Raw genomic sequence first — 26,198 nt, forward strand, 5'->3', positions numbered from 1 at the left:
AACTTAATTAAAAATTAAGCTTGTTTTGGACTAGAAACAACGTCTACTAAAGTCCAAGATTTATTCTTAGAAATTGGTGCACATTCACGGATAGTAACTACGTCACCCGCTTTTGCTGTGTTGTTTTCGTCATGTACGTGTAGCTTAGTTGTACGTTTAATGAATTTCCCATAGATTGGGTGCTTCACGTAACGTGCGATTGCGATAGTGAAAGATTTTTCCATCTTGTCGCTAACTACACGGCCTTGAAGAGTACGAATTTTATCGCTCATTATTGACCTGCCTTCTGGTTAATAATTGTTTTTACACGCGCGATATCGCGACGTACTGTTCTTAGCGTGTGTGTCTGAGCTAACTGACCAGTGCTTGCTTGCATGCGCAGGTTAAACTGCTCACGAAGAAGTCCTAGAAGTTCAGCATTAAGCTCTTCTACGCTTTTATCTTTTAGTTCGCTTGCTTTCATCACATTACCGTCCGAGTTACGAAAGTTGTTTTGAATGGCAGTTTACGAGCTGCAAGGTCAAACGCTTCACGAGCAAGCTCTTCTGAAACACCTTCCATTTCGTAAAGTACTTTACCAGGCTGAATTTCAGCAACCCAATATTCAACAGAACCTTTACCTTTACCCATACGAACTTCAAGAGGTTTTTCTGTGATCGGCTTGTCAGGGAAGACACGGATCCAGATTTTACCTTGACGTTTCACGTGACGCGTCATAGCACGACGAGCTGCTTCGATTTGACGAGCAGTCATGCGGCCACGACCAGTAGCTTTCAAACCGAAAGTACCGAAGCTTACTTTGTTACCGTTTTGCGCTAAACCGCGGTTGCGGCCTTTGTGCATTTTACGGAATTTTGTACGTTTTGGCTGTAACATTACTCGCTACCTCTACTTAGCACTTTTCTTGGCTTTCTTTGGTGCGCGTTTAGCTGGCTTCTCTTGCTCTTGTACTAGTGGTAAACCACCAATAACTTCGCCTTTGAAGATCCAAACTTTAACACCAATGATACCATAAGTGGTTAAGGCTTCAGAAGTTGCGTAGTCGATATCAGCACGAAGAGTATGTAGAGGTACACGACCTTCACGATACCATTCTGAACGTGCGATTTCTGCGCCGCCAAGACGACCGCTAACTTCAACTTTGATCCCTTTAGAACCGATGCGCATTGCATTTTGTACCGAACGCTTCATAGCGCGACGGAACATTACACGACGCTCTAGTTGAGAGGCAATGCCGTCTGCTACTAGTTGTGCATCAAGTTCTGGTTTACGTACTTCAGAAATATTAATCTGAGCAGGTACACCAGCAATCTTAGTTACCGCTTGACGTAATTTCTCTACGTCTTCGCCTTTTTTACCGATAACAACACCCGGACGAGCCGTATGAATTGTTACACGGATAGATTTAGCTGGACGCTCAATAACGATTTTAGACACAGAAGCCGCTTTTAATTCCTTAGTAAGGAAAGTACGTACTTTGTGATCGCCAAAAAGCTGATCAGAGAAATCTTTTGAACTCGCGTACCAGGTAGAAACCCAAGGTTTAGATATACCTAGGCGAATACCAGTAGGATGAACTTTTTGTCCCATTACTTATACTCCTAGCTATCTGAAACCACAACAGTGATGTGGCTTGTACGCTTAAGGATGCGGTCTGCGCGTCCTTTAGCACGTGGCATAATACGTTTCATTGTTGGACCATCGTCCACAAAAATCGTAGTTACACGAAGCTCATCAATGTCAGCACCTTCGTTATGCTCTGCGTTAGCAATAGCAGACTCAAGTACTTTCTTAACTAATACAGCCGCTTTTTTAGGGCTGTACGCCAGGATTTCTAATGCGCGGTCTACAGGTAGTCCGCGAATTTGGTCTGCAACTAGACGAGCTTTTTGCGCCGAACCAGAGGCGAATTTATGTTTAGCTAATGCTTGCATTTATCTTCCCCTCTTATCGTTTCTTCGCTTTCTTATCCGCAGCATGGCCACGGTAAGTGCGAGTTGGTGCAAATTCACCTAGTTTGTGACCAATCATTTCGTCAGAAACGAAAACTGGCACGTGCTGGCGACCATTATGGACAGCAATGGTCAATCCGATCATGTTAGGTATGATCATTGAACGACGGCTCCAAGTTTTAATTGGCTTCTTTTCACCGCTTTCCAAAGCTTTCTCTACCTTCTTCAGCAAGTGTAGGTCTATAAAAGGACCCTTCTTGAGAGAGCGTGGCATGGCTATTCCTCAATATTACTTAGTACGACGACGTACTATAAATTTATCCGTACGCTTGTTCTTACGCGTCTTCGCACCCTTAGTCGGTTTACCCCATGGAGACACAGGATGACGACCACCAGATGTACGACCTTCACCACCACCGTGTGGGTGATCAACCGGGTTCATGGCAACACCACGAACTGTCGGACGAATACCACGCCAGCGATTTGCACCTGCTTTACCAAGTGAACGAAGCATATGCTCAGCATTACCTACTTCACCTAGAGTCGCACGACAATCAGATTCAACTTTACGAACTTCGCCTGAACGAAGACGTAATGTTACATATTGACCATCACGAGCAAGGATTTGAACGTATGCACCAGCAGAACGTGCGATTTGAGCACCTTTACCTGGTTTTAATTCTACGTTGTGAACAGTCGAACCTACAGGCATATTGCGCATAGGTAATGCATTACCAGGTTTGATTGGTGCATCAACACCAGACTGGATTGCATCACCAGCTTTTAAGCCTTTAGGTGCGATAATGTAACGACGCTCACCGTCTGCATATAATACAAGAGCGATGTTTGCGCTACGATTTGGATCATATTCTAAACGCTCAACAGTGGCTGGAATGCCATCTTTAGTACGTTTAAAATCGATTAAACGGTAATGCTGCTTATGACCACCACCGATATGACGAACCGTAATACGACCATTGTTATTACGACCACCTGATTTAGAGTTTTTCTCTAAAAGTGGTGCGTATGGCTTACCCTTATGTAGATCTGGGTTAACCACTTTAACTAGGTGACGACGGCCCGCAGAAGTAGGCTTACACTTTTGAAGTGCCATAATTCTATCCCCTTATTACTCGGCGCCGCCGACAAAGTCTAGCTCGCTGCCTTCTTTAAGAGTAACGTAAGCTTTTTTCCAGTCGCTACGACGACCGAAACGTGCGCCAGTACGTTTTGTTTTACCCTTAACGTTAAGTGTGCGAACACCCGTTACTTCTACTTCAAAAAGCTTCTCAACTGCTGCTTTAACTTCAGCTTTAGTTGCGTCATTTACTACTTTAAAAACAATCGTGTTGTTTTCTTCAGCAGCAATTGTGCTTTTTTCAGAGATATGTGGAGCAAGGATCACTTTTAAAAGACGTTCTTCACGGATCATGCTAGCGCCTCCTCAAGTTGCTTAACAGCAGCGGCTGTAATAAGTACCTTGTCGAAAGCAATTAAGCTTACAGGGTCGATACCAGCTACATCACGCGTGTCAACCTTATAAAGGTTACGTGCCGATAAGAAAAGATTTTCATCTACTTCTTCAGTCACGATAAGAACATCTTTAAGCTCAAGTTCTTTAAGCTTAGAAACTAATTCTTTTGTCTTTGGTGCTTCTAAACCAAAGCTTTCAACAACGATTAAACGCTCTTGACGAACTAATTCAGATAAGATGCTTTTGATCGCACCGCGGTACATTTTACGGTTTACTTTTTGGCTGTGGTCTTGTGGTTTAGCTGCGAAGCTAACGCCACCTGAACGCCAAATTGGACTACGGATTGTACCAGCACGTGCACGGCCAGTACCTTTTTGAGCCCATGGTTTTTTACCACCACCGCTTACTTCAGAACGTGTCTTCTGAGCACGAGTACCTTGACGAGCACCTGCTGCGTATGCAACAACTACTTGATGTACTAATGCTTCGTTAAACTCACGTCCAAAAGTAGCTTCAGAAACTTCAAGAGCGCCAGAAGCGTCTTTAATTGCTAATTCCATCACTAAATCTCCAGGACTTATGCTTTAACAGCTGGTTTAACGATAACGTCACCGCCGATAGCTCCAGGTACAGCACCTTTAACTAATAGCAAGTTACGCTCAGCGTCAACGCGAACTAGTTCTAAGTTTTGAGTCGTTACACGCTCAGCACCCATATGACCGGCCATTTTCTTACCTTTAAACACCTTACCAGGTGATTGGTTTTGACCGATTGAACCAGGAGCACGGTGAGATAGAGAGTTACCATGTGTAGCGTCTTGCATGCTGAAATTCCAGCGCTTAACACCACCTTGGAAACCTTTACCTTTAGAAGTACCGGTTACGTCAACTTTGTTGATTTCGTTGAATAATTCAACAGTAAGCTCTGCGCCTACTTCAAAATCGCCTTCACCACCATTTAGGCGGAATTCCCACAGACCGCGACCCGCTTCAACACCAGCTTTAGCGAAATGACCCGCTGAAGCTTTGTTTACACGGCTTGCTTTTTTAGTGCCTGCGGTTACTTGAAGCGCGTTATAACCGTCTGTTGCGTCAGATTTGATCTGAGCAATGCGGTTAGGAGTCGCTTCAATAACTGTCACAGGGATAGATACACCATCTTCAGTGAAGATACGTGTCATACCCACTTTACGACCGACTAGACCTAATGCCATTTTCCTATAACCTCTCTAATCTTTCGATTAACCCAGGCTGATTTGAACATCAACACCAGCAGCAAGGTCTAAACGCATTAGAGCGTCTACAGTCTTGTCAGTTGGTTCTACGATGTCGATCAGACGTTTATGGGTGCGGATCTCGTACTGATCACGCGCGTCTTTATTAACGTGCGGTGATGTAAGTACAGTAAAACGTTCAAAGCGTGTAGGTAGTGGAATTGGACCACGTACTTGTGCGCCAGTGCGTTTCGCAGTTTCCACGATTTCCGCCGTTGATTGGTCAATCAAACGGTGGTCAAAAGCTTTTAGGCGAATACGAATGCGTTGATTTGACATTCTTAAACCTCAATATAAAGAGCATTTAAAGAGCATAAAAAAACGACCGAAACAATCTTAATAATTAAGATGCCGGTTGTTAATCTATATCTACGTTGAGTTCCAAATCGGAACTCCTGTTTATTAGCTTGAAATCCAAGCTTAATTTATCCTTCCAAGTTCCCGGGGGAATTTTGAAAGCCTGCGTATTATAGTGATATTGGTGATAAATGCAACAACTAATTAGAAAAGAATTAAAGTCGAGTATTCGATTAAATAAGCTACAGCCCGTTATGTGCTAGATAATAAATAACTATACTTGAACCTATACTGCCGCATGCAGTCAATTATTAGCTTATAACCAATTACGCAAAATAACGGATTTAGCAGATATTATGGTATCCTATGGGCTTATTTTGCTTTTAATACTCTCAATATGGTGAGGCGATGCGTATTTTTAATTATTGTTTAAATGTTCTTTCTGCTGGAGTAAGCCGCTTACTAGTTAAAAGCAAAGTGCTTCCTGAGAACCCGATTGAGCAGTATGAGCTAAATCCTCAATATCCTACATTTTATATAGTGCGACTAAATTCACGTTTTGATTTAGCGGCACTTGCACGTGTGTGTAAAAAACATGGTTTACCTAGTCCAACCGAAGAGCAGGTGTTAGGTAATAAACAGCTCGATCGTTTTATTGGCATTAAAAATCCACCGCCATTATTTGGTGACGAAGCAAAACCAACCAATGCGCTTGCACAAGGCAAAGAGATTGTTGAGCACTTATTAAATAGTGGGCAAAAGAATGTGCAAGTAGTGCCTGTTACTATTTTGTGGGGGCGCGATCCTGGCAAAGAAAAACCTGGGCTGCGTACATTAATAACACACTCACTTACACCAAGTTGGTTTAGAAAGTTTTTTGTCGTGTTGTTTTCTGGACGAGATAACTTTATTAAATTTAGCCAACCACTCGATTTATCATTATTAGTTAATGAAAAAGCTGACGTAAGTGAGCTGCCACATAAACTACTGCGTGTTGCACGCGTACATTTTAAGCGCCAGAAACTGGCGGCAACTGGCCCTAAAATGCCTTCTCGCGAGCAATTATTTAACTCTCTTCTTGCTTCACCAACAATAAAAAAAGCCATTCAAGATGAAGCTAAATCTAAAAATATAAGCCAAACAGAAGCGCGCCAAAATGCACTTAAGTTACTTGATGAAATAGCCGCAAATTACTCTGAAGCAATGATACGTGTGGCAGAGCGCTTTTTAACATGGTTATGGAACAAGCTATATAACGGTATTGACGTAAAATACACAGAGCAAATCCACGAGCTAACTAATAAAGGCCACGAAATTATTTATATGCCGTGCCACCGCAGCCACATGGATTATCTGCTTCTTACTTATGCGATTTACCATCAAGGTTTAGTGCCACCTCACATTGCAGCGGGTATTAATCTTAACTTTTTCCCTGCCGGGGGGATTTTTCGTCGCTCGGGAGCATTTTTTATTCGCCGTTCGTTTGCTGGTAATAAACTATATTCGGCCGTATTTAAAGAATATTTAAGTCAGCTATTTATTAAAGGCTACTCAGTTAAGTTTTACACTGAGGGTGGACGCAGCCGAACTGGGCGACTACTTCCGCCTAAAACTGGCATGCTCGCTATGACTCTACAAGCTATGTTACGTGGCATAGACCGCCCTGTTTCTATTGTACCTGTTTACATTGGCTACGAGCACGTAATGGAAATAAATACATACCTTAAAGAGCTGGCCGGTAAAGACAAAAAAGGTGAGTCTATTTTTGGCATATTTAAAGCCATTAAAAATCTTAAAAACTATGGGCGTGGTTATTTAAACTTTGGCGATCCAATTTCTGTAAACCAATATTTAAATGAGAACCAACCAGATTGGCGCGATGCAATCCATCCAACTGATGTACAAAAACCACAATGGTTAGGCCCACAAGTAGCCGCCCTTGCCGATCAGGTAATGGTTAAAATAAACAATGCAGCTGCACTTAATGCCGTTAACTTGCTAGCAATGATATTACTAGTTAACGATAAGCACGCACTGAGTAAACCAAAGCTTTTAGCTCAGCTAGATTTTTATTTACGCCTACAACGCGATGCCAGCTATAGCGAAAAAGTAACCGCACCGGATGAATCACCTGAGCAGCTATTAACGCATGCTTTAAAGCTTAATAAGTTTGAAGTGATTAGCGATGAATTTGGTGAAATCATTGCGATTAGTGAAAAAGAAAAAATCTTATTCAACTACTATCGTAATAACATTTTACACTTGTTTGCCGTACCAAGCTTACTTGCACTGCATTTATTTAAGCAACACACCACAACCATTCAACAATGCGAGCAATTAGTAAAAGCGTTTTATCCTTTATTTGCTAAAGAGTGGTACTTGCAAAAGCTGGATGAAAACTACATTACGCGCATTTTAGCTAACTTTGCAGATCAAAACTTAATAGAAATTGATGGTGATAATATTCACATCACCAACACAAATGACTGTTTAGCCAAACTAGAAATGCTAGGCAGAGCACTTAGCTTTACGCTGCAACGCTACGCTATTGTTATTGGCTTTATCCAAACCAGCAATGGTATAGAAAAGGCTGAACTAGAACGTGAAAGCCAAGTACTTGCAGAGCGCTTAGGGACTCTTCATGGTATTAAAACACCTGAGTTTTTTGACAAAAAAGTGTTAGTTGGCTTTATTGATAACTTACGCGGTGAGTTTTTAATAACAGAAGGTGAAAACGGTTTAGTGGGTAGCACGCAACTTTGTGAAACTTACATGCACCTTAAAACGTTATTGCCAGCTCGTATTTGGCAATCAATCAGCGATATAGTGCAAGGTCAGTGTAACTAGCACTTTATCGCTGTGTAAAGGTTAGCGCTGGCGCATAACCCCTTCTTGTATTGTTGAGGCAACTAAGTTGCCCTGTCGGTCAAAAAACTGCCCTCTAACTAATCCTCGGCCTGAGCTAGCGCTTGGGCTGTCGATTGTATATAAAATCCAATCATCTAATCTAAACGAGCGATGAAACCACATAGCATGGTCAATTGTCGCGACTTGCATATTTGGTTGCATAAACGATACGCCGTGTGGCTGAAGCGCAGTAGGCAAAAACTCAAAATCTGAAGCATAAGCAAGTAAGTAATTATGAATGCGCTGATCGTCCGGCATTTCACCATTGGCTTTAAACCAAATATGTTTTACAGGCTCTATTGCTTCAGGCTTAAATGGGTTATGAAAAGTCACCGGACGCATTTCAATTGGCATTTCGCGAATAAATTTATTACGAATTACCTCTGGAATATGTGCAGCATTTTCTTGGTAAAATTCAAGTGATGAACGCAGCTCTTCTGGTGGCGGCACATTTGGCATAGTTGCCTGATGCGATAAGCCTTCTTCTTCACCTTGAAAAGACGCTGTCATGTAAAAAATAGGCTTACCGTACTGAATCGCTTTTACACGGCGCGTACTAAAGCTTTTTCCATCACGTATAGTTTCTACATCATAGACAATGGGCTTAGCAGCATCACCTGGGCGTAAAAAGTAAGAATGTAATGAGTGAACTATGCGCCCTTCAGGTAATGTTTCTTTTGCAGCAGAAAGCGCCTGCCCCATAACCTGACCGCCAAATACAGCACCAAAACCTAAATCTTGGCTTTGTCCGCGATATAAACCTTGCTCAATTTCTTCAAGCGTTAACAACGACAATAAATCATCTAATACTTGGCTCATCATTTCTTCCTCAATCCCCTGATAAGTTAATGATACTATAGACTACAACTATGTAAATCTTTGTTAGGAATGACGCTATGTCTTATTGGTTGTTTAAAACAGAACCTGATGCATTTTCAATTGATGATTTAAAAAACGCACCAAACCAAACGACACTTTGGGAAGGTGTACGTAATTATCAAGCGCGTAATTTTATACGTGATGATATAAAGCTAGGCGACCAAGTAATGATTTACCATTCAAGCTGCAAACTTGTAGGGGTTGTAGGTATAGCCACTGTGACATGTGAGGCCTATCCAGATCCAACACAGTTTGATTTAAGTAGCGATTATTACGATGCAAAGGCCACTAGTGATAAACCGCGCTGGTTTGTTGTTGAAGTAACATATAAGAGCCATTTAAATAAACGAGCTAGCTTAAAAGATATAAAAGCTAACAATGCTATAACCGAGCTTGCACTTAAAAAAGCTGGTCGCCTTTCACTTATGCCAGTAACTAAAAACGATTGGAATGAAATAATTGCCATGAGCAATTAAAAACACTTACCTAGCTTACAATCTGGCTATGTTTGACCTCTTTTAGCCGGGTTTGATACGATCCCCGCCAAGATATAATTGGGGGATTAATGAAATTACTGTATTGGTTAGATGAATGGTTAACGCTTTGTCGTGATGAACAACAAACTAAGCTGCCTATAAACGGCGGTGACTTACTCGGTGATGTGTACGTAAAATATGACTTTGTTGATATAAATAAGCCCCTGCTTTTTACATTCTCCCCCGCAGGTACCAACGTACAAGAGCAAGATCTGACCGATAACTTTGCCCCTTGGGGTTTTCATTTAGCACAAAAGCAAAACGTTAATGTAATTTCATTTCAGCACTTAGGTACAAGTAATTGGTTTAGAAGCCGTAATTTGATTTTCTTTTTAGAACAACTATCAACCTTACTTAGCCCATTTAAGTGCCGTTTAGGCTATGGCTTAAGCCGTGGTGGTTTTGCTGTGGGCGCATTTGCAAAATTATTAAAACTCGATCAGGTGCTATTCTTTCACCCTGTCAGTACAAAAAATTCCGAAACAGTCCCTTGGGATAACCGCTCAAGCACTGCGCTTGCACAACAGTTTGATTGGCAAAGTGAGTATAACGACCTCGATTTAGGCCATGCTAAGGGCTATATAATTTATGATCCAACCAATAAAATAGACCGCTTACATGCTAAGCGTTACCCACAGCTTACGCACTTGCGTGTATTTGGTATGGGGCACGGTACTCATGCTACTTATTTGAGTAAATTTGGTTTTTATAAACAAGTGGCCGTTGATTTTATTCGCCACCAGCAAATTGATATTGCGCAGTTTCGCCTGCAAACCAAAACACTGCGTTTAAAAGAAGAGTATTATCAGAGCCTAAATAAGGCTAATGCAAGCTCTCCTCACCGCTTAGCATTGTTAAGTACCGCACATAAAATTTTAGCCGATGAAAAAGAAGTGCACGTGCAGGAGCATCAGGCCAAAATTGATATTCAACCATTAATTGATGTAGCGCTTAAGCATCAAGATGATCACCCCAATGATGCGATTCAGTTATTGGAGGTCGCACAGCAAATTGTGCCTGACGACCCGCTAATAGAGCATAAACTTAAGCAATTAGAATAATATTATGACGATTTTTTCTTCTTTCTTTTTTTGCGACCATGCTTTGGCACAATAGCAAAATACATTACAAGCCCAAGCCACGAAAATATAATAACGCCTATTAGCCAGCCGTTTTTTTCGTGGCCTTGGGTGCGCTTACTATTTACTACTATAACGACAGGTAAAATATAAGCGCTTAAAATAATAATTAAAAATACAACTTCATTCATTATTTTGCCAAGCTCTGCCAATCCACTTCGCTAGTTAAAACGCGCTCCAGCGCAATGTAGTGCAATATATCGCCTTCACTTACTTTGTAATCAAGTGGTGGGTTTAAATCCATATTTTGTGCACTTAAATTATGTGCTACACCTAATAAAATTGCATCGTAGTCATGCTTAAAATGATGAAATAAAGTGCCAAACTCCATATCACTACAGCCATCAGGAATCGCTAAGCTAAATTGAGTATCGCCATGCAAAGTAGAAAGCAGCTCTTCTTGTACTCGGCTTGAGCCAGGATCTTGCATTGAACGCACTAATATCTCTGCCGATTTAGCACTGCTGCACTCTACATTTTGGCAATGCTCAAGCAGCATATCTACTTTGGTTTCATCTAAAAAGTGAGCGCTTATATGGCACTCTTTTTTAACTAAACGACTAATACGCAGCGCCGTTGTAAATGTTTGATTATCATCTTGGCCATCAATAATTACTTTATCAGCGCGGTTTATTGCAACACGCTCCAACTCTTCTAAATCAGTAAGGCTTGTAAGACGTGCAAAGTCGACGTTTTCGTTGGTTAAAAATGGGTGATCCATTTGCTCAGTAACCGCCAATAAAATACGGCGGTCAGTGCGCTTGGTATCGGCAAGAATATAATCAATCATCTTTTTTGTACGAGTATCGTGCCAACCAAAAATAATGATGTGGTTGTTACTGTGAGCAAAGTTTTTATCACCAGTCATAGCGCGCCTAATTAAGTAAGTTACTGTTTGCCCTGTTTTTCCTAACAGAACGCCAAATAAAGCTAAACCAAACGGAATTTGTATTAATGCTACAACCCAGCGGCCAAGCTCGCTAGCTGGGCTAAAATCACCATAACCCACCGTTGAGGTTGTGACTGTGTAGTAGTAAAAAAAGGTAGTAAACGATGTGAGCGCTTGCTCATTAGCTACATACAATAGCCCCCACGTTATAAGCATGTGAGTTAATATTGCAAGTGCTACTGCCTGCCAACTCAACTGATCAATATGAGCACGAACAAGTAGCGCTAGCCTTTTAAATATTACCGGCATAATACAAAATCTTTGTTAGTAAATTATCTATAAACAGTACGGTACTGTAAGCCATGCTTTTAAGCAACGTTTAAGCTTTTAAGTATGACCTACCAACCTTTTAGGATTAAAATTTGCTCAACTTTTATAGCTAAACCGCCACGACCAATATAAGACTAAATGCGGGTTTGCTAATCAGCTAAGAGCATGATTAATTATATTAAGAATAAAAAACACACAGACACACTATGCTAAATAAAATTGCCACACCATTTACTAAATTAGTAGAGCGCGACTTACCCGACCCTTTTATATTTGTAATATTACTAAGCATTATTACCTTACTAGGCGCTAGCCTATTTACCCCCTCAACCAGTATTGAAGTTATTAACGCATGGGGGAGTGGTTTTTGGAACTTGCTGAGCTTTGCCATGCAAATGCTATTAGTGCTTATTACCGGCTATATGCTGGCTAGTACATCACCTATAAATAAACTACTAGAAAAATTAGCTACACTTGCTAACACTGCGCCAAAAGCCATAATTTTAGTCACGCTTATTTCACTCTTAGCAAGTTAGTTAAATTGGGGCTTTGGCTTAGTGATTGGCGCTTTATTTGCAAAAGCCATTGCTAAGCAAACAAAGGTTGATTACAGGTTGTTAGTAGCCAGTGCTTACTCGGGGTTTGTAGTATGGCATGGCGGTTTAGCGGGCTCTATTCCGCTCACTATTGCTACCGAGGGCCACTTTTCACAAAGCAGCATTGGTATAATTAGTACTGAACAAACCCTGTTTGCTGGTTTTAACATAGCAATATTAATTGGCTTATTTATTATTATGCCGCTGATTAACCGCTATATGCTACCTAGTGATAAAAACAGCGTATATGTAGACCCAGCAATAATAAAAGAATCCCCCGCTCATAATGAAAACATAACCCGCCCGGCACAACATTTAGAACACAGTAAACTGCTTGGCATAGCAATTGGCTTGCTCGGCCTGTGTTATTTGGCATATTACTTTATATTTGCAGACGGTAGCTTAAACCTTAATAGCGTTATAGCGGTGTTCTTGTTTTTAGCCATTACCTTACACCAAACACCGCATAACTTACTTAATAGCTTACAACAAGCAATTCCTAGCGGCGCAGGCATTGTTATTCAATTTCCGTTTTATGCAGGGATTATGGCCGTTATGGTCGATAGTGGCTTAGCGCAGCAAATATCGCGTGGTTTTATTGCCGTAGCAGATGCCGATAGCTTGCCATTTTTTAGCTTTATAAGTGCAGGACTCGTTAATATATTTGTACCTTCTGGCGGCGGTCAATGGGCAGTACAAGCACCGATTGTTATACCCGCAGCGCAAGAGCTGGGCGCCGATATCTCTCGCGTTGCTATGGCTGTTGCGTGGGGCGATGCATGGACCAATTTAATCCAACCCTTTTGGGCATTACCCGTATTGGCAATAGCAGGCTTAAAAGCAAAAGATATCATGGGTTTTTGTGTGGTGCAGCTATTTGTAACGGGGGTATTTATATCGCTGGTATTGAGCTTTTATTAATGAAGCTTTGCGCGCAGTTAAAAGTTAACTGCGCGCAAAATCATTAGCTCGATAGAATCGTCATCGGTAAACTAAGTATTGGGTTTTTAGAGTCTGCAAAGTGCATCATTACTGCCACGTGGCCTGTAACAACCATAGCGTACATAGCGGCTGAAAAGCCTTGCCCGTATTTATCAAGCGGTAATAAATGCGAGTAATGTCGGCCGCGCCATTCAAATACGATTTCCAGTGCGCCCACAAACAAAAAGAATACCAGCAACATTAAGCCAAATGTATAGCTCAGCCATAAGCCAAATAACACACCGAGTAAGCACACACTCAAACCTACCCAAGAGCGCATTGAAAAGCTGATACTTTTTAATACATGGCCGCCATCAAGCGGTAAAATGGGTAGTAGGTTAAATAAGTTAAGTAGTGCGCTTAATACCGCAACACCTGCAAATATGTCCATTTCAGTGGCGTAATACAAAACCACGCCCAGTACAGACGTGAATAAGCCAAATGCAGGGCCCATTAATGATATAACCACATCTTGCCAGCGAGTTGTTATTTTATCGTCGCTTACAGCAAGCCCGCCTACAAAGGGAATAAGGTAAATACCTTTAGTTTTTATACCAAAGTATTTCATGGCTTTTACGTGCCCATACTCATGCACCACTAAACAGGCAATAAGCATCAGCGCAAATTCAATGCTAAATAGCCATGCATACCCAGCAACGGATGCTCCCGCCAGGGCCACCTTAATTACTTTTGCACTTTTAAATAACTTAAAGCCCAGTGCCGCCAGTCCTAATAAACCTTTTTTGGGTGTGTTATTTACTGGGTTTGGTAAAGCAAGTTGAGTAGCAAATACATCATCAACAAATAACGATATTGATTGATTATTTACCTCTGTGCTGTCTATTCCAACAAGCTTGTTATCTAAAGTAAATTGATAATAATTCTCTCGTGGGTTGTCAAAAGAGATTGCTTGTTGATTATGAAAAATTTGTACAATTTGTTGCCCCGAAAACATTATTGTAAAAGGCTGTTCGGCTAGCATTAAGTCTATTTTTATCATCTTTATGACCGTTTAAAACAATGTCGCTAGTATACCTATCCAGCTTAAAAACACGAGGGGGCTAAGCTGCAGGTTATCTCATTAGCCTAAATAAAATAGGGTTATAAATACTGACAAATACACCACTCGGTACTATTTTTACAGTAACCGAGATTTTTAAATTCACTATTGGAAAGGATAACAATGAAAAAAATAGTGCCGAATATTTTAGTAGTTGATGATTCAATGGCTATTTTAATTGTTATGGAAGCCATACTTAAAGAGTTAGGGCTGTCTGAAACGATCACCACTACTTTAAGCGCTAGAGATGCATTAGATAAAGTAAAAACTAATCCAACCTATTATGATGCAATTTTTACTGATTTAAACATGCCAGAGATGGACGGCATGGAATTAATACGCCACTTAGGGGAGCTAAACTATCAAGGCGGTATTATTATTGTTTCAGAAATGGATCACAAAGTAATAAGCCTAGCAGCAAACCTTGCTAAACAGCATAATGCTCACCTTATTGGGAATATATCTAAACCTGTGCAAATAAGCCAAGTAGGTAATTTGCTACATAAGGCTGCTCATCTGAATAGTCGAACTTTGACTAAAGAGCCCCCTATTTCAAAAATTGAGCTAATTAAAGCGCTAGAAAATGATGAGATTACACCTTACTATCAACCAAAGGTAAACTCAGAAACCAACATTATAGAAAGTGTTGAAGTACTCGCTCGTATTGTTTCAAAAAAAGACGGCAGTGTAATAATGCCCAACCGATTTATTAGCCTTGCTGAACAGCATAATTTAATAAATCAAATTACATTCTCATTATTTGAAAAAGCCACCAGCGACTTTAAAAATATTAAAAGTCAGCTTGGGCATTGCTTAAAGTTAGCATTTAACTTATCTCCGACTCAATTAGATGACTTAAATTGCCCGAACAAATTACTACTTATTTTACAATTAAATCAGCTTACCCCTAGTAATATAATTATTGAAATAACAGAGCAGCATGCGCTCTCGAGCCTTCCTCAATTAGAAACATTAAACAGATTACGCATGCATGGCTTTGGCCTTTCGCTTGACGATTTTGGTGTAGGTTTTACCAATATGAACCAGTTAAGAAGCTTACCCTTTACAGAAATAAAAATAGATCGCTCATTTATTAGTAACATAGAGACTGATCTTTTTTCGCAGGTAGTTGTTAGCTCTTTGATTAATATAACCAGCGGTGAACACTTAGATTTAGTAGCCGAAGGGGTTGAGCGCCCTGAAGAGCTCGCCTATTTAAAGCACTACCGTAGAAACTTAGCCATTCAAGGCTTTTTGTTCAGCTGCCCCAAACCTAAAGAAGAGTTTGTATCGTGGGCAAAGAAATGGACTGAAACGCCCCACACATAATTTAAAATATTAAGCACCCGAGCGTTTAGTTATCGCCTCGGGTGTCTTTATCTTCATCGCTGACTATATGGCCGCTGTTTGCTAAGCGTTGGCGCCAACGCTGCTTAGCAACCATGCGCATATTAGTAGATTGGTCTCGCTCATCAACAATCTCAAGCCCCATTAATGCTTCAATCATATCCTCAAGGGTAACAATGCCTTGCACATCGCCATACTCATCCACAATTAAACAAATATGTGTGCGCTGTGTAAGCAGCGTTTGCAATAAAGACGATACATTATGCCCCTCAGGCACGGTATGAATAGGTTTAACTAATTTACTTATTTTGCAGTCGGTACCTAACCGATGATGCGCGAGCATAATATCGTTTTTGTGCACAAACCCTATAATGTCATCAGCGTCTTTATCAAATACTAATATACGAGAAAAAGACGATGAACCATGCTCATTTAAATATTGGTTTACGGTTAAGTCTTTATGAATTTTAAAAAGTACGGTTCGCGGCGTCATTAAATCGCATAATTTTGCATGCCTGAAGTGCAGTAAATTACGAATAATTTCAGATTCATCCTCGTGAAGCGCCCCCGACTCTGTACCAATGTCTGCCATGGCTTCTATTTCTTGGCGTATGTAATACGCTTCATCGTGCTTAGAGCCCATTAAATTAGTTAATTTTTGGGCACACCATACAAAAGGTTTTAGTAAAATAACTAAAAAGCGCAAAGAGTAAGTAACGCTAGGTGTTAATGCTCGCCAATAATTAGCGCCCAATGTTTTGGGTATAATTTCAGAAAGCACTAACACAAGTAGAGTCATTATGGCTGAGGCAATACCGACTGCCGCATCGGAGAAAACAACTGCCGCTTGTGCGCCCACACCAGCAGCACCAGCAGTATGCGCTACCGTATTAAGCGTTAAAATTGCCGCTAATGGCTGATCTATATTGCTTTTAAGCTTTTCAAGCTGCTTAGCAAGCGCGGGCTGATTTTTACGAAGTAAAGCAACATAACTTGGCGAAATACTTAGTAATACAGCTTCCATAACCGAGCACAAAAACGAAATAACGATGGCAGCTATCATATAAATAATCAGTAAGGTCACTTTTTCTCCGATGTGTTGAACGTGTGAGCATGGTAACAATACATGCTATATTTGGCCAAATTACCAAATAATAATAGGCACAAACATGAAATTTAGCTCATATTGGTACAAACAAAATAAATTATTAAAACAAGCTGCTAGCATTTTTACGTTAAGTAGTTTGAGTTTCACGGTCATGGCTGCCCCGCTCGACAAGTCTAAAATACAATTTATTGGCCCGCTTGCTGAAGACATGCAATTAAAACCCTTTCAAACGCCGCACGGCGACGCTATCGTAAATAACTTATTGCCGCAGTTGCAAGCAAGTTCAACTAGTTTGTCGGTATTTGGTAAAAAGCAGAGTTGGCAGCCATTTAATAAAATAAATGCACTCACTTTAGGTGGCCTACAAGCGCTTAAATTTAATATTGAAACCACCCGTTTTAGCCAAGGTACGCTTACCTTAAAAGGACTAGAACAAGGGCAGCTATTTATTGATGGTGAACGTCAAAAAGGCGATAAAAACAGCTATAAACTTGCGCTCACCACCGGCTCTCATACTGCCATTTTAGTAGCGCAGCAAGTTGCTAACTGGAACGAAGTTAGCCTCGACTTTATACCAAAAACTGATATCGACAAAATTACGCTTAGTACATCACAGCAAAAGCGCTTATCTGCCAAACAGTTATTCGATGCGCCGACGATTAGCAGCCTATCAATGGCGCCTAATGCTAAGCACTATATTACAGCAACACGCACTTACAGTGATAAAACCGCAAATCAAGCGAATACAATTACCGAGCTTAAAAACAACAATAACGAAACACTTTATCGATTTGAATCAGGCCAGCCCAGGAATATTATTTGGAGCCCAGATAACCAATATTTAGTGTATTTGTTAAATGGCGAGCTTAAGCAATTAAACCGTAACAACTTCTCTATAAAAAACCTTGCTGAGGATTTAGAAGGAGCCAGTGGCTTTACCTTTTATAACACTCACAGCATTGTTTTTAGCTGGTCTAAATCTGCCGACGAGAGCAACAGCTTAACCAAGCATTATAAAGGCCTGCAAGATCGTTGGTCCTACGCACGCACAAAAAGCCATGTTTATATGCTTGATACTAAAAGCCGCTTAATTAAAGCACTAAGCCAAGGGCCTATTTCGTATAACCTTGAAGATATAAATAGCAATCGTGGTAAAGTTTTAATGAGTCATCCCGTTATGGCCATGCAAGCATCAACACACCCAAAAACAGAGCTTGTTGAGCTTGATATAAAATCAAACAAGTTAAGCTCTCTTGGTAAGTTTAAAACATTTAACCAAGCTAAATACGCAAATAAAGATGTATATGTAGTCGCTGGCCCAGACTTTAAAAATGGCGCTGGCCGCGCCTTACCTAAAAATATGCTTGCCAATAATTACGATGGCCAACTTTATTTACTTACCGATAATGGTAAAAATGTAAAAGCACTCAGCAAACAATTTAACCCAGCCATTGGTCAGCTAAATGTACTTGATAACGGCGATGCACTTATAAAAGTCACCGAGCAAGACACTCAGCCTCTTTATTTATTTGATTTAAGTAAACAGCGTTTTAAAAAGCTAAATACAGGGCTAGATATAGTTGAACAATTTAGCTACTCACACGATAGAAATACAGAAGTACTTTTAAGCGGCACAACGGCTTCATCACCACAACAGCTTAAACGTTTAAATATAAGCAAAAATAAAGCAGAGCTTATTTGGGATTCAAAACCACTTGCCTATGCAAATACACAAATACCGAGCCTTGAAGAGTTTAACTTTACTAATAAAGATGGCGTAGAAATAACAGGCCGTGTTTATATACCTAGTAATTTAGATAAAACAAAAAAACACCCTGCACTCGTTTATTATTACGGCGGCACATCACCTGTTACTCGTGGTTTTACGGGGCGCTACCCATTTAACTTGTGGGCTGCAAATGGTTACGTTGTGTATGTAGTACAACCTACAGGCGCAACTGGATTTGGACAAAAGTTTTCAGCCCAACATGTAAATGCATGGGGTGACTATACAGCTAACGATATTATTGAAGGCACACATGCATTTTTAAATAAATACCAATATGTAGATAGCAATAAAGTGGGTAATTTAGGCGCGTCTTACGGTGGCTTTATGACGATGCTGCTGGCAACTAAAACGGATATGTTTAGCGCATCAATTGCTCATGCGGGTATTTCAAACTTAACCTCATATTGGGGCGAAGGGTGGTGGGGATACTTATACTCAGGCGAGGCCTCTAAAAATAGCTTTCCTTGGAATAACGCTAAACTTTACAGCGATCACAGCCCAGTATTTCATGCAGATAAAGTAACCACTCCTATGTTACTTCTTCATGGCGACAGCGACACTAACGTACCGGTTGGCGAAAGCTTAACTATGTATACTGCCTTAAAACTTTTAAATAAGGATGTAGAGCTTATTGAGTACAAAGGCGCTAACCATCAAATTTTTGCTCGCGATAAGCGATTTGACTGGTGGAATACTATGCTAGCCTATTTTGACAAAAAGCTAAAAGACGAACCACAGTGGTGGGATTCAATGTACTCAAAAGACTAATTGATAGGTTATTTTGAATATTTAGCACCTTTTAATTAGTTTAAAGGTGCTAATTTAACCTTTACGTAATACTCTTTATGTCTTTGAAGTATTAAGTTACCTAAAACTTACAAACACCCTTCTCAGCATTTAGTTAATGGTGCTACCATACAGAGCTATAAACACTGAAAATAAAGTACTATGGCTATTAACGTTTTATTGGTTGAAGATGACGAGTTGCTCGTTAAACGCATCCAAAATCACTTCGCAGAAACTGAGTTTACAATTGAGGTTGATCCCACCGGTGCCGATGCACTTAACATTGTAAGGCAACGAGTAAACCTGCGCAGCGCTTTTTCGTTAGCCATAATCGATATTGTTTTACCAAAGCGCGACGGCCTTCAACTTGCTAAAGAGCTAAATACGCTCACTGATATTGGCGTTATTGTTTTATCAAGTAGAGACTCGCAGGCTGATCGTATTGCTGGGCTTGCCCAAGGTGCCGATGACTACATATGCAAACCCGTCGATTTATTAGAGCTTGAGCTACGTATGCGTGCTTTATATAAACGCGTTGCAGTAACGCAAGAAGACGATGAAAGCGAAGAATTTATAGAATACGCCGACTTTAAATTACATCCAGATAACCGCACGCTTATAACTGCCGCAGGTGTGGAGTCGCGATTAACCGAAGCCGAACACAAAGTGCTTATTTGCTTAATTAGCAATGCAGGTAAAGCCACCTCGCGTGAAAAAATCTCTGAAGAAATTGGCCAGCCTGACTGGAGCCCGAACGATCGTACTGTTGATGTTTTAATTGGTCGTTTGCGCAAAAAGCTTAACGATGAAAAAGATCAAAAACGCATTGTTACCGTACGCGGCAAAGGCTACATGCTTTCACTGTAAAACATGTAGTATATAACCTGACTCTGGGTAATAAATTTATCTTAAACGTAGCTCAGGCTATTTAGCTAACTGTGCTAGTAGTCGTTCAAAAGCGCGATAATTTAGCGCTTCTTTTAGCTCTTCTAAGCTAATGTTTTCAGCTCCTTTTAAATCACTAATCGTACGCGCCACTTTTATTACCCTATGATACGAGCGCGGCGATAACGACAACTTCTCACTCGCTCTTGCTAAAAACTGCAATTCAGCTGGCGCAAGAGCGCAATGTATATTCATTTCCTTATTATTAAGCCGCGCATTTACTTTGCCTTGGCGTTTTAGCTGCACACTGTAAGCCGCCTCTACTCGCGCTCTAACTTGTGCGCTGCTCTCTTCTGGCTGAGTGCTTTGTAGCTCAACACTTGTTAGGCGAGGTAGTTCTATTTGTAAGTCTATGCGGTCTATAAACGGCCCTGATACCCGTGATAAATAACGCATAACTTGATCAGGTGTCGCACGTTTATCATTATGACACCCTGTAGGGCTTGGGTTTAATGCAGCTATTAGTTGAAATTGGGCAGGAAACTCCATTTGCCTTGCTGCACGCGAGATTACCACTGAGCCTGTCTCCATAGGCTCACGGAGTGAATCAAGCACCTTACGCTCAAATTCAGGCAACTCATCTAAAAAGAGTACACCATTATGTGCCAGTGAAATTTCACCCGGTTTAGGGTTTGACGAGCCGCCAACCAAAGCAACTGCCGAACACGTGTGATGCGGGTTACGAAATGGCCGCTGTCGCCAATTATTTAAATCGATAGATTGACCAATAATAGAATAAAGCGCAGCAGTCGAAATAGCTTCATCGTCCGACATGGTTGGCATTATGGTCGCCATTCGCTGGGCCAGCATCGATTTACCAGTACCAGGGGGCCCTAAAAATAATAAATTATGCCCGCCTGCTGCGGCTATTTCTAATACTCGCTTTGCACCAGGCTGACCTTTAACATCACTTAAATCGAGTAAAAAGTCGGGAGCTTGTGTGCAATCGGGATATTCTATATTTAGTGGTAAAGGTTGCTGATTAAGTAAATCCCCCCACACCTCTTGCAAAGAGCTAACGGCTTTACGTTTTACACCATTAACTAGACTCGCGAGGCTATCGTTGGCAAAAGGTAAAAAGCAGCAACGATCTTGCTCTTTTGCAGCAAGCACCGAGGGCAAAATAGCGTTAACCCCACGCACTTCACCGTTAAGCGCAAGCTCGCCATAAAACTCATATTTATGAATGTCAGGGCAAACAATCTGACCAGAGGCCACTAAAATACCTACTGCAATAGCTAAATCAAACCGGCCGCCATCTTTAGGTAAATCGGCAGGCGCCAAATTTACAGTAATTCGCTGATCAGGAAAGCCAAATTGAGAGTTCTCAAGTGCACTGCGCACCCTATCTTTAGACTCTTTAACGGATGCTTCTGGGAGGCCAACAATATGAAAAGCGGGTAAACCATTCCCAAGGTGAACTTCTACGATAACTTCGGGGGCATTAATGCCTACTTGAGCACGAGAATAGATGCGAGCTAACGACATTCCTTATCCTAGTAAATGGTGTGATTACACCAGTTTAGTCAGGATATTTGAAAACGTGTACTGTGATTTGCCATTTAATAGCGGCAATACGTAGCAATAACGTGGTTAACATCGCCAAAACCATCGCAAGTTCAGTTACCAAATCAAAGTAAACCCCAAGTGTATAAACAATCCCGCCCGCTATACAGGTAATAGCGTATAGTTCACCTTTTAGTAGCATAGGAATTTCGCGTGCCAATACATCGCGGATCATACCGCCAAAACAGCCCGTGATAACCCCCATAATAATAGCGGTCATATGTGGCATGCCGGCTAGTAATGCTTTTTGAGTGCCCATTACAGCAAAAAAAGCCAAACCAAATGCATCTGCAATTTGTAAAGTATAATGCGGAATCGACTTTTGCTTGTTGATAAGTCGAGTGGTGATCAAGACTGCGGCTAAAATGGCATAAAAGTAACTTTGGTCATGAAGCCAAAACACGGGAACATCTAAGATAACATCGCGAACTGTCCCACCACCAATCGCTGTGACAGTTGCCAATACCACAACACCAAAGCCATCCATTTTCTTTTCGTGCGCAACTAAAGTGCCCGTAATAGCAAACACAGCAATGCCTATTAAATCAAACCAATGGTAAAGTTCAGTCATGTGTAACAGCCTAAAAATATTTGTGCCGTTTTAACACAAACAATACGAAGTTTTAAGTAATAACGATTTTTTAGAGTAGTTTATAACATTTATAAATTATTGCTTAGGAAGGTATCAATTTATGTTGACGGTTGAATCAAAGGCAGGTGTTAATTTCAGACATAAAAAACACTCATATAGAGTGTCGATTCATTCTAACATTTTATTTCAGTGGTTGCGGGAGCCAGGGCTTATGAAAGGTGAATGCCTAACGCAGTGAAGACGACCTTTGCTGGCTACTTGAGAGCTGAGGCCGACAAACTATTCATTTCACTGAATTTCAAACATAAAAAAACACGCTTTAAGCGTGTCGTTTCATTTTATTTCATTGGTTGCGGGAGCCTGAGCTTATGAAAGGTGAATGCCTAACGCAGTGAAGACGACCTTTGCTGGCTAATTGAGAGCTAAGACCAACGAGCTATTCATTTCACTGAATTTCAGACATAAAAAAACACGCTTTAAGCGTGTCGTTTCATTTTATTTCAGTGGTTGCGGGAGCCGGATTTGAACCGACGACCTTCGGGTTATGAGCCCGACGAGCTACCAGGCTGCTCCATCCCGCGCCTGAAATATGCATACTTATTTAGCGTTGCTTACATTACAATGTGGCTGCCAATCTTTATAAAAAATTGGTTGCGGGAGCCGGATTTGAACCGACGACCTTCGGGTTATGAGCCCGACGAGCTACCAGGCTGCTCCATCCCGCGCCTGTATATTTAGAGTCTATCGACTACTTAATTTAATCTCTTAAGTTAGAGTTTTACAGTAACCAAATTTATATAAAATTGGTTGCGGGAGCCGGATTTGAACCGACGACCTTCGGGTTATGAGCCCGACGAGCTACCAGGCTGCTCCATCCCGCGCCTGTAATTTCTTTGAAATAGTTTCGTGTTAATCACGAGCCTGTTTCGAAGAGAGCGCTATAATATAGGAATAAACTTATAATGCAAGGCTTTAACTACTTAATTGCGTTCAACCGAACAAAAAGCAATCAAAGCATACTTTAGCGTCTACCTTTGATGCGGACTTATCATTTTTTGAAACTCCCAATCGGGGTGTCCCATAACAATAAAATCTGGGTTTTCTGTGCTCTCGCGCTGGTTATAAGTAAGAGGGTTAAACTCAGCATCGGTAATACACCCGCCTGCTTCTTCTACAATAACCTGCGATGCACCGGTATCCCACTCACCAGTTGGGCCGATTCTTAAAAAGCAATCGGCTTTCCCCTCTGCAACAATGCACGCCTTTAACGAACACGAGCCAACGGCGATAGTAGCAAATTGGGTATTTAAGTACTGACTTACTGCCTCAATTTTTTGCCTACGACTAACGGCAAGCGTTAGGTTGTCAGGCGTTGCAACCGACATTTTAGTGTCGTTGCCATTTTCACGCTTAAATGCCCCATTACTTGCTGACGCAAAATAAGTAATGCCTTTTGCAGGCCAATGAATCACACCTAAAACAGGGTGGTTATTTTCAATAAGCGCAATATTTACGGCAAAGTCACCACTTTCTAAAATAAATTCACCAGTGCCATCCATAGGATCTAGTAACCAATAGCGCTGCCAATCCTGTCTGTCTGCTAAAGCAGGAATAGGTGTTTCTTCCGACATAATAGGAATATCAGGCGCTAGGGCTTTTAAACCAGCAACAAGTACATCGTTAGCAGCAAGATCTGCCTTGGTTACTGGTGTGTTATCCGATTTTTCTTGCTTGCCAATATCGTCTTTTTTATAAATCGACATAATGGCATCACCAGCACACTCAGCTAATTCAATACATGGCTCTAATAATTTATTCATTGGCAGCTCCAGACGCTAAATACTTATTTAATAATAGCAAAGCTGCAACGCTGCGTGCTTCGGTAAAATCTTCTTGCTCTAATAATGACTGCCAATCTGTTAATGGCCACTTAACAACTACCAATGGCTCTGGCTCGTCACCTGGCAAAGTTTGCGGGTATAGCTGCTTGGCAAACAAAATATGCATAGTGGCATTAAAATAACTTGGCGCCATAGACACCACTTTTAGTGGTTCAAAAAACTCAGCGCCAAAGCCAACTTCTTCTTTAAGCTCTCTGTTTGCAGCCTGCTGAGGTGTTTCGCCCGGGTCTATTAACCCTTTAGGAAACCCTAACTGATAGTCGTTTGTACCAGCACAATACTCACGCACCAATAGCATTTCGTTATCAGCAGTAATAGGCACAATCATGACTGCACCTCGGCCACCGCCGCGAATACGCTCGTACTGACGTTCTTCGTTATTAGAAAATTTAAGCTCTAAAGATTCAACAGTGAATAGGCGGCTTTTAGCGACGACATCATTGCTGATAATTTGGGGTGGAGTTGGGTGCTTTTTCTGTGTCATTGGCGTTATTTTGCTATCATGGCAGTTGTGCTTAATCATAAACTTTTCACAAGGAAAAGCCCATGCTAAATTGGTCAAAAATCGATACCGTTTTACTCGATATGGACGGAACATTACTCGATTTACATTTCGATAGTCATTTTTGGCTTAATGTTGTTCCTGAGCAAGTTGCACTTACTCGCAATATAACCCTTGATGAAGCAAAAGCTGACATACATAAACGTTATCAAGCAGTAAGCGGACAAATACAGTGGTATTGCTTAGATTATTGGGAAGAGCAACTAAAATTACCAATAATGGAATTAAAGCGTCAAACTCAGCATTTAATCAAAGTGCGTGAAGATGTACCTCATTTTTTAACAGAGCTAAAAAAAGCAGGTAAAGAGCTCATACTGTTAACTAACGCTCACCCAGAAAACGTAATGCTTAAATTTGAGCATACCGCCATAGATAATTATTTAGATGGCGTGGTGTCGACTCACCAATACGGAGTGAGTAAAGAGCAGCAAAGTTTATGGCATCAGGTACAAAAAGATTTAGGGTTTAATAAACAACGTACCCTGTTTGTAGATGACAGTGTACCGGTGTTAGATGCCGCCAGAGAATTTGGCATTGAGCATTTACTTGCGGTTGCTAACCCAGATAGTAAGCAACCACATAATGTAATAGCCGATTACTTAAACGTAACCGACTACCGCACTATTATATAATTAGCTTTTTGGGTAACGAGCTTCTAGGCCTTGGTATACTAACTTTGCAAAATCTGCATGTTCGGTGTCAAGGCTTTTAACTACTTCAACTAAGTGTTCGTTATCTTCTTGGCCGTTCCACACTTTAATATAGCTACCATCTTTATAACCATGATCTTGGCGGAAGAAGTTTAAGGTATTTTTACCGACGTAACCACGGTATAAATCGTCTATATTCATACCAATTTGCGCCATACAGCCTGCAAATGCAGCGGCGTTAAAGGTTTTATCAGCAACCGCTGATGCTGCTAATATTTCAAGTGTTTGTTTAAAGTCATCAGCTTGCTCGGGCGCATTAAGTTGCTGCTCTAATTGCTTAGCTAACTCTTCATAACTTGTAGTGCCGTCTATTCTTAGCGACAAACCAAAGTGAAAAATATCAACCAATTCTAAAATTACCTGTTCGGTATCTGGTGTTTGCTTTTTCCACCATTTCCAACCGTAATGATCTAACATTTCTGCACACTCGACCCAAATGGCTCTATACCATTCAAACCCTTGGCTAAACCATTGATCATGAACCTTAGTATTCATGGCATTTTGCATTTCTAGCATGACTACTAGCTTGTTTAAATTGGCAGACATATTCATTCCTGACGTTTTTGATTAGTGTAATAG

28 protein-coding genes, 3 tRNA genes and 1 pseudogene are annotated in these 26,198 nt (G+C 40.9%); 8 read left to right on the forward strand and 24 right to left on the reverse strand.

Going from position 1 to position 26,198, the window contains the following annotated elements; translation table 11 throughout:
• Positions 1-14: 14 nt before the first annotated feature.
• The 11 genes from rpsQ to rpsJ are packed head-to-tail and all read right to left on the reverse strand — an operon-like array spanning position 15 to position 4,978.
• Positions 15-272 carry a 30S ribosomal protein S17 gene (gene rpsQ / locus J8L73_RS17810; protein ID WP_006791355.1) on the reverse strand — a complete coding sequence of 86 codons (258 nt, stop codon included), beginning with the start codon at positions 270-272 and terminating at the stop codon, positions 15-17.
• The gene (gene rpmC / locus J8L73_RS17815; protein WP_004588692.1) at positions 272-463 is read right to left on the reverse strand and encodes a 50S ribosomal protein L29; all 192 of its coding nucleotides are present in this window, start codon (positions 461-463) and stop codon (positions 272-274) included. The genes rpsQ and rpmC overlap by 1 nt, the downstream gene beginning before the upstream one ends.
• Positions 463-876 carry a 50S ribosomal protein L16 gene (gene rplP / locus J8L73_RS17820; protein WP_002957890.1) on the reverse strand — a complete coding sequence of 138 codons (414 nt, stop codon included), beginning with the start codon at positions 874-876 and terminating at the stop codon, positions 463-465. Before rplP ends, rpmC begins: the two co-directional genes overlap by 1 nt.
• 12 nt (positions 877-888) lie before the next feature.
• Entirely contained in the window at positions 889-1,590 is a 702-nt protein-coding gene (gene rpsC / locus J8L73_RS17825; protein WP_004588691.1) for a 30S ribosomal protein S3, read from the reverse strand.
• Positions 1,591-1,601: 11 nt separating this feature from the next.
• A complete protein-coding gene (gene rplV / locus J8L73_RS17830; protein ID WP_004588690.1) occupies positions 1,602-1,934 on the reverse strand; it encodes a 50S ribosomal protein L22 in 333 nt (110 codons plus the stop codon).
• Between the two features lie 13 nt (positions 1,935-1,947).
• Positions 1,948-2,226, reverse strand: a complete 279-nt coding sequence (gene rpsS / locus J8L73_RS17835) for a 30S ribosomal protein S19 (RefSeq protein ID WP_004588689.1) — start codon at positions 2,224-2,226, stop codon at positions 1,948-1,950.
• A 15-nt stretch (positions 2,227-2,241) separates the two neighbouring features.
• Complete coding sequence (gene rplB / locus J8L73_RS17840) at positions 2,242-3,066, reverse strand: 50S ribosomal protein L2 (protein ID WP_007376192.1); 825 nt, start codon at positions 3,064-3,066, stop codon at positions 2,242-2,244.
• A gap of 15 nt (positions 3,067-3,081) precedes the next feature.
• Positions 3,082-3,384, reverse strand: coding sequence for a 50S ribosomal protein L23 (rplW, locus tag J8L73_RS17845; RefSeq protein WP_054206127.1), 303 nt, complete (start codon positions 3,382-3,384; stop codon positions 3,082-3,084).
• A complete protein-coding gene (gene rplD, locus J8L73_RS17850; protein ID WP_004588686.1) occupies positions 3,381-3,986 on the reverse strand; it encodes a 50S ribosomal protein L4 in 606 nt (201 codons plus the stop codon). The genes rplW and rplD overlap by 4 nt, the downstream gene beginning before the upstream one ends.
• A 17-nt stretch (positions 3,987-4,003) precedes the next feature.
• Complete coding sequence (gene rplC, locus J8L73_RS17855; RefSeq protein WP_016709048.1) at positions 4,004-4,639, reverse strand: 50S ribosomal protein L3; 636 nt, start codon at positions 4,637-4,639, stop codon at positions 4,004-4,006.
• A 27-nt stretch (positions 4,640-4,666) separates the two neighbouring features.
• On the reverse strand, positions 4,667-4,978 hold the full coding sequence (gene rpsJ, locus J8L73_RS17860; protein WP_002957900.1) for a 30S ribosomal protein S10: 312 nt from the start codon (positions 4,976-4,978) through the stop codon (positions 4,667-4,669).
• 426 nt (positions 4,979-5,404) lie between these two features.
• Here rpsJ and plsB point away from each other — a divergent pair, with 426 nt between their 5' ends.
• A complete protein-coding gene (plsB, locus tag J8L73_RS17865; RefSeq protein WP_211000976.1) occupies positions 5,405-7,843 on the forward strand; it encodes a glycerol-3-phosphate 1-O-acyltransferase PlsB in 2,439 nt (812 codons plus the stop codon).
• Positions 7,844-7,864: 21 nt separating this feature from the next.
• On the opposite strand, the gene tesB is transcribed toward plsB, so the two are convergent.
• Positions 7,865-8,722, reverse strand: a complete 858-nt coding sequence (gene tesB / locus J8L73_RS17870; RefSeq protein WP_058549199.1) for an acyl-CoA thioesterase II — start codon at positions 8,720-8,722, stop codon at positions 7,865-7,867.
• A 77-nt stretch (positions 8,723-8,799) separates the two neighbouring features.
• Here tesB and J8L73_RS17875 point away from each other — a divergent pair, with 77 nt between their 5' ends.
• Together J8L73_RS17875 and J8L73_RS17880 are read left to right on the forward strand one after the other, a co-directional pair.
• Positions 8,800-9,258 (forward strand): EVE domain-containing protein, encoded by a 459-nt coding sequence (locus J8L73_RS17875; protein WP_211019091.1) that lies wholly within the window; start codon positions 8,800-8,802, stop codon positions 9,256-9,258.
• An 89-nt stretch (positions 9,259-9,347) separates the two neighbouring features.
• The gene (locus tag J8L73_RS17880) at positions 9,348-10,379 is read left to right on the forward strand and encodes a cytosolic protein (RefSeq protein ID WP_211019094.1); all 1,032 of its coding nucleotides are present in this window, start codon (positions 9,348-9,350) and stop codon (positions 10,377-10,379) included.
• 2 nt (positions 10,380-10,381) lie between these two features.
• On the opposite strand, the gene J8L73_RS17885 is transcribed toward J8L73_RS17880, so the two are convergent.
• Both J8L73_RS17885 and J8L73_RS17890 read right to left on the reverse strand, forming a co-directional pair.
• A complete protein-coding gene (locus J8L73_RS17885) occupies positions 10,382-10,588 on the reverse strand; it encodes a hypothetical protein (RefSeq protein ID WP_058549196.1) in 207 nt (68 codons plus the stop codon).
• Positions 10,588-11,655 (reverse strand): potassium channel family protein, encoded by a 1,068-nt coding sequence (locus J8L73_RS17890; protein WP_211019096.1) that lies wholly within the window; start codon positions 11,653-11,655, stop codon positions 10,588-10,590. Before J8L73_RS17890 ends, J8L73_RS17885 begins: the two co-directional genes overlap by 1 nt.
• 227 nt (positions 11,656-11,882) lie before the next feature.
• Between J8L73_RS17890 and J8L73_RS17900 the strand changes: the two are divergent.
• A pseudogene (locus J8L73_RS17900) lies at positions 11,883-13,193 on the forward strand (TIGR00366 family protein).
• A gap of 43 nt (positions 13,194-13,236) precedes the next feature.
• On the opposite strand, the gene J8L73_RS17905 reads toward J8L73_RS17900, so the two are convergent.
• Positions 13,237-14,253: a site-2 protease family protein gene (locus J8L73_RS17905; RefSeq protein WP_211019102.1), complete on the reverse strand. Its 1,017-nt coding sequence runs from the start codon at positions 14,251-14,253 to the stop codon at positions 13,237-13,239.
• Between the two features lie 183 nt (positions 14,254-14,436).
• Between J8L73_RS17905 and J8L73_RS17910 the strand changes: the two genes are divergently transcribed.
• A complete protein-coding gene (locus J8L73_RS17910) occupies positions 14,437-15,642 on the forward strand; it encodes an EAL domain-containing response regulator (RefSeq protein ID WP_211019104.1) in 1,206 nt (401 codons plus the stop codon).
• A gap of 25 nt (positions 15,643-15,667) precedes the next feature.
• Here J8L73_RS17910 and J8L73_RS17915 read toward each other — a convergent pair whose 3' ends face one another.
• Positions 15,668-16,744 (reverse strand): hemolysin family protein, encoded by a 1,077-nt coding sequence (locus tag J8L73_RS17915; RefSeq protein ID WP_211000984.1) that lies wholly within the window; start codon positions 16,742-16,744, stop codon positions 15,668-15,670.
• Between the two features lie 85 nt (positions 16,745-16,829).
• On the opposite strand from J8L73_RS17915, the gene J8L73_RS17920 reads away from it, so the two are divergent.
• Positions 16,830-19,325, forward strand: coding sequence for a prolyl oligopeptidase family serine peptidase (locus J8L73_RS17920; protein WP_211019106.1), 2,496 nt, complete (start codon positions 16,830-16,832; stop codon positions 19,323-19,325).
• 180 nt (positions 19,326-19,505) lie between these two features.
• Positions 19,506-20,210, forward strand: a complete 705-nt coding sequence (locus J8L73_RS17925) for a response regulator transcription factor (protein ID WP_211000986.1) — start codon at positions 19,506-19,508, stop codon at positions 20,208-20,210.
• A gap of 57 nt (positions 20,211-20,267) precedes the next feature.
• On the opposite strand, the gene J8L73_RS17930 is transcribed toward J8L73_RS17925, so the two are convergent.
• From J8L73_RS17930 to nudE, 7 genes are all read right to left on the reverse strand, one after another.
• On the reverse strand, positions 20,268-21,776 hold the full coding sequence (locus J8L73_RS17930) for a YifB family Mg chelatase-like AAA ATPase (protein ID WP_211019107.1): 1,509 nt from the start codon (positions 21,774-21,776) through the stop codon (positions 20,268-20,270).
• A gap of 34 nt (positions 21,777-21,810) precedes the next feature.
• A complete protein-coding gene (locus J8L73_RS17935; protein ID WP_138681107.1) occupies positions 21,811-22,425 on the reverse strand; it encodes a trimeric intracellular cation channel family protein in 615 nt (204 codons plus the stop codon).
• A gap of 525 nt (positions 22,426-22,950) precedes the next feature.
• Positions 22,951-23,027, reverse strand: a tRNA-Met gene (locus tag J8L73_RS17940).
• Positions 23,028-23,094: 67 nt separating this feature from the next.
• A tRNA-Met gene (locus J8L73_RS17945) sits at positions 23,095-23,171 on the reverse strand.
• A gap of 79 nt (positions 23,172-23,250) precedes the next feature.
• Positions 23,251-23,327: transfer RNA gene (locus J8L73_RS17950), tRNA-Met, on the reverse strand.
• A gap of 147 nt (positions 23,328-23,474) precedes the next feature.
• Positions 23,475-24,266 (reverse strand): 3'(2'),5'-bisphosphate nucleotidase CysQ, encoded by a 792-nt coding sequence (cysQ, locus tag J8L73_RS17955; protein ID WP_211000988.1) that lies wholly within the window; start codon positions 24,264-24,266, stop codon positions 23,475-23,477.
• On the reverse strand, positions 24,259-24,831 hold the full coding sequence (gene nudE / locus J8L73_RS17960; RefSeq protein WP_058549551.1) for an ADP compounds hydrolase NudE: 573 nt from the start codon (positions 24,829-24,831) through the stop codon (positions 24,259-24,261). The genes cysQ and nudE overlap by 8 nt, the downstream gene beginning before the upstream one ends.
• A 62-nt stretch (positions 24,832-24,893) precedes the next feature.
• On the opposite strand from nudE, the gene yrfG reads away from it, so the two are divergent.
• On the forward strand, positions 24,894-25,541 hold the full coding sequence (gene yrfG / locus J8L73_RS17965) for a GMP/IMP nucleotidase (protein WP_211019109.1): 648 nt from the start codon (positions 24,894-24,896) through the stop codon (positions 25,539-25,541).
• Here yrfG and J8L73_RS17970 read toward each other — a convergent pair whose 3' ends face one another.
• Positions 25,542-26,165, reverse strand: a complete 624-nt coding sequence (locus J8L73_RS17970; protein WP_211019111.1) for a dUTP diphosphatase — start codon at positions 26,163-26,165, stop codon at positions 25,542-25,544. It abuts the gene before it with no gap.
• Positions 26,166-26,198: the final 33 nt, after the last annotated feature.

This window comes from Pseudoalteromonas sp. MMG006 (genome assembly GCF_018101025.1).
GTDB lineage: Bacteria > Pseudomonadota > Gammaproteobacteria > Enterobacterales > Alteromonadaceae > Pseudoalteromonas.

Bases quoted from the DNA above. Each gene is read 5' to 3' on its own strand.
- rpsQ (WP_006791355.1), bottom strand. From the start codon at position 272: ATGAGCGATAAAATTCGTACTCTTCAAGGCCGTGTAGTTAGCGACAAG.
- rpmC (WP_004588692.1), bottom strand. From the start codon at position 463: ATGAAAGCAAGCGAACTAAAAGATAAAAGCGTAGAAGAGCTTAATGCT.
- rplP (WP_002957890.1), bottom strand. From the start codon at position 876: ATGTTACAGCCAAAACGTACAAAATTCCGTAAAATGCACAAAGGCCGC.
- rpsC (WP_004588691.1), bottom strand. From the start codon at position 1,590: ATGGGACAAAAAGTTCATCCTACTGGTATTCGCCTAGGTATATCTAAA.
- rplV (WP_004588690.1), bottom strand. From the start codon at position 1,934: ATGCAAGCATTAGCTAAACATAAATTCGCCTCTGGTTCGGCGCAAAAA.
- rpsS (WP_004588689.1), bottom strand. From the start codon at position 2,226: ATGCCACGCTCTCTCAAGAAGGGTCCTTTTATAGACCTACACTTGCTG.
- rplB (WP_007376192.1), bottom strand. From the start codon at position 3,066: ATGGCACTTCAAAAGTGTAAGCCTACTTCTGCGGGCCGTCGTCACCTA.
- rplW (WP_054206127.1), bottom strand. From the start codon at position 3,384: ATGATCCGTGAAGAACGTCTTTTAAAAGTGATCCTTGCTCCACATATC.
- rplD (WP_004588686.1), bottom strand. From the start codon at position 3,986: ATGGAATTAGCAATTAAAGACGCTTCTGGCGCTCTTGAAGTTTCTGAA.
- rplC (WP_016709048.1), bottom strand. From the start codon at position 4,639: ATGGCATTAGGTCTAGTCGGTCGTAAAGTGGGTATGACACGTATCTTC.
- rpsJ (WP_002957900.1), bottom strand. From the start codon at position 4,978: ATGTCAAATCAACGCATTCGTATTCGCCTAAAAGCTTTTGACCACCGT.
- plsB (WP_211000976.1), top strand. From the start codon at position 5,405: ATGCGTATTTTTAATTATTGTTTAAATGTTCTTTCTGCTGGAGTAAGC.
- tesB (WP_058549199.1), bottom strand. From the start codon at position 8,722: ATGAGCCAAGTATTAGATGATTTATTGTCGTTGTTAACGCTTGAAGAA.
- J8L73_RS17875 (WP_211019091.1), top strand. From the start codon at position 8,800: ATGTCTTATTGGTTGTTTAAAACAGAACCTGATGCATTTTCAATTGAT.
- J8L73_RS17880 (WP_211019094.1), top strand. From the start codon at position 9,348: ATGAAATTACTGTATTGGTTAGATGAATGGTTAACGCTTTGTCGTGAT.
- J8L73_RS17885 (WP_058549196.1), bottom strand. From the start codon at position 10,588: ATGAATGAAGTTGTATTTTTAATTATTATTTTAAGCGCTTATATTTTA.
- J8L73_RS17890 (WP_211019096.1), bottom strand. From the start codon at position 11,655: ATGCCGGTAATATTTAAAAGGCTAGCGCTACTTGTTCGTGCTCATATT.
- J8L73_RS17905 (WP_211019102.1), bottom strand. From the start codon at position 14,253: ATGATAAAAATAGACTTAATGCTAGCCGAACAGCCTTTTACAATAATG.
- J8L73_RS17910 (WP_211019104.1), top strand. From the start codon at position 14,437: ATGAAAAAAATAGTGCCGAATATTTTAGTAGTTGATGATTCAATGGCT.
- J8L73_RS17920 (WP_211019106.1), top strand. From the start codon at position 16,830: ATGAAATTTAGCTCATATTGGTACAAACAAAATAAATTATTAAAACAA.
- J8L73_RS17925 (WP_211000986.1), top strand. From the start codon at position 19,506: ATGGCTATTAACGTTTTATTGGTTGAAGATGACGAGTTGCTCGTTAAA.
- J8L73_RS17930 (WP_211019107.1), bottom strand. From the start codon at position 21,776: ATGTCGTTAGCTCGCATCTATTCTCGTGCTCAAGTAGGCATTAATGCC.
- J8L73_RS17935 (WP_138681107.1), bottom strand. From the start codon at position 22,425: ATGACTGAACTTTACCATTGGTTTGATTTAATAGGCATTGCTGTGTTT.
- cysQ (WP_211000988.1), bottom strand. From the start codon at position 24,266: ATGAATAAATTATTAGAGCCATGTATTGAATTAGCTGAGTGTGCTGGT.
- nudE (WP_058549551.1), bottom strand. From the start codon at position 24,831: ATGACACAGAAAAAGCACCCAACTCCACCCCAAATTATCAGCAATGAT.
- yrfG (WP_211019109.1), top strand. From the start codon at position 24,894: ATGCTAAATTGGTCAAAAATCGATACCGTTTTACTCGATATGGACGGA.
- J8L73_RS17970 (WP_211019111.1), bottom strand. From the start codon at position 26,165: ATGTCTGCCAATTTAAACAAGCTAGTAGTCATGCTAGAAATGCAAAAT.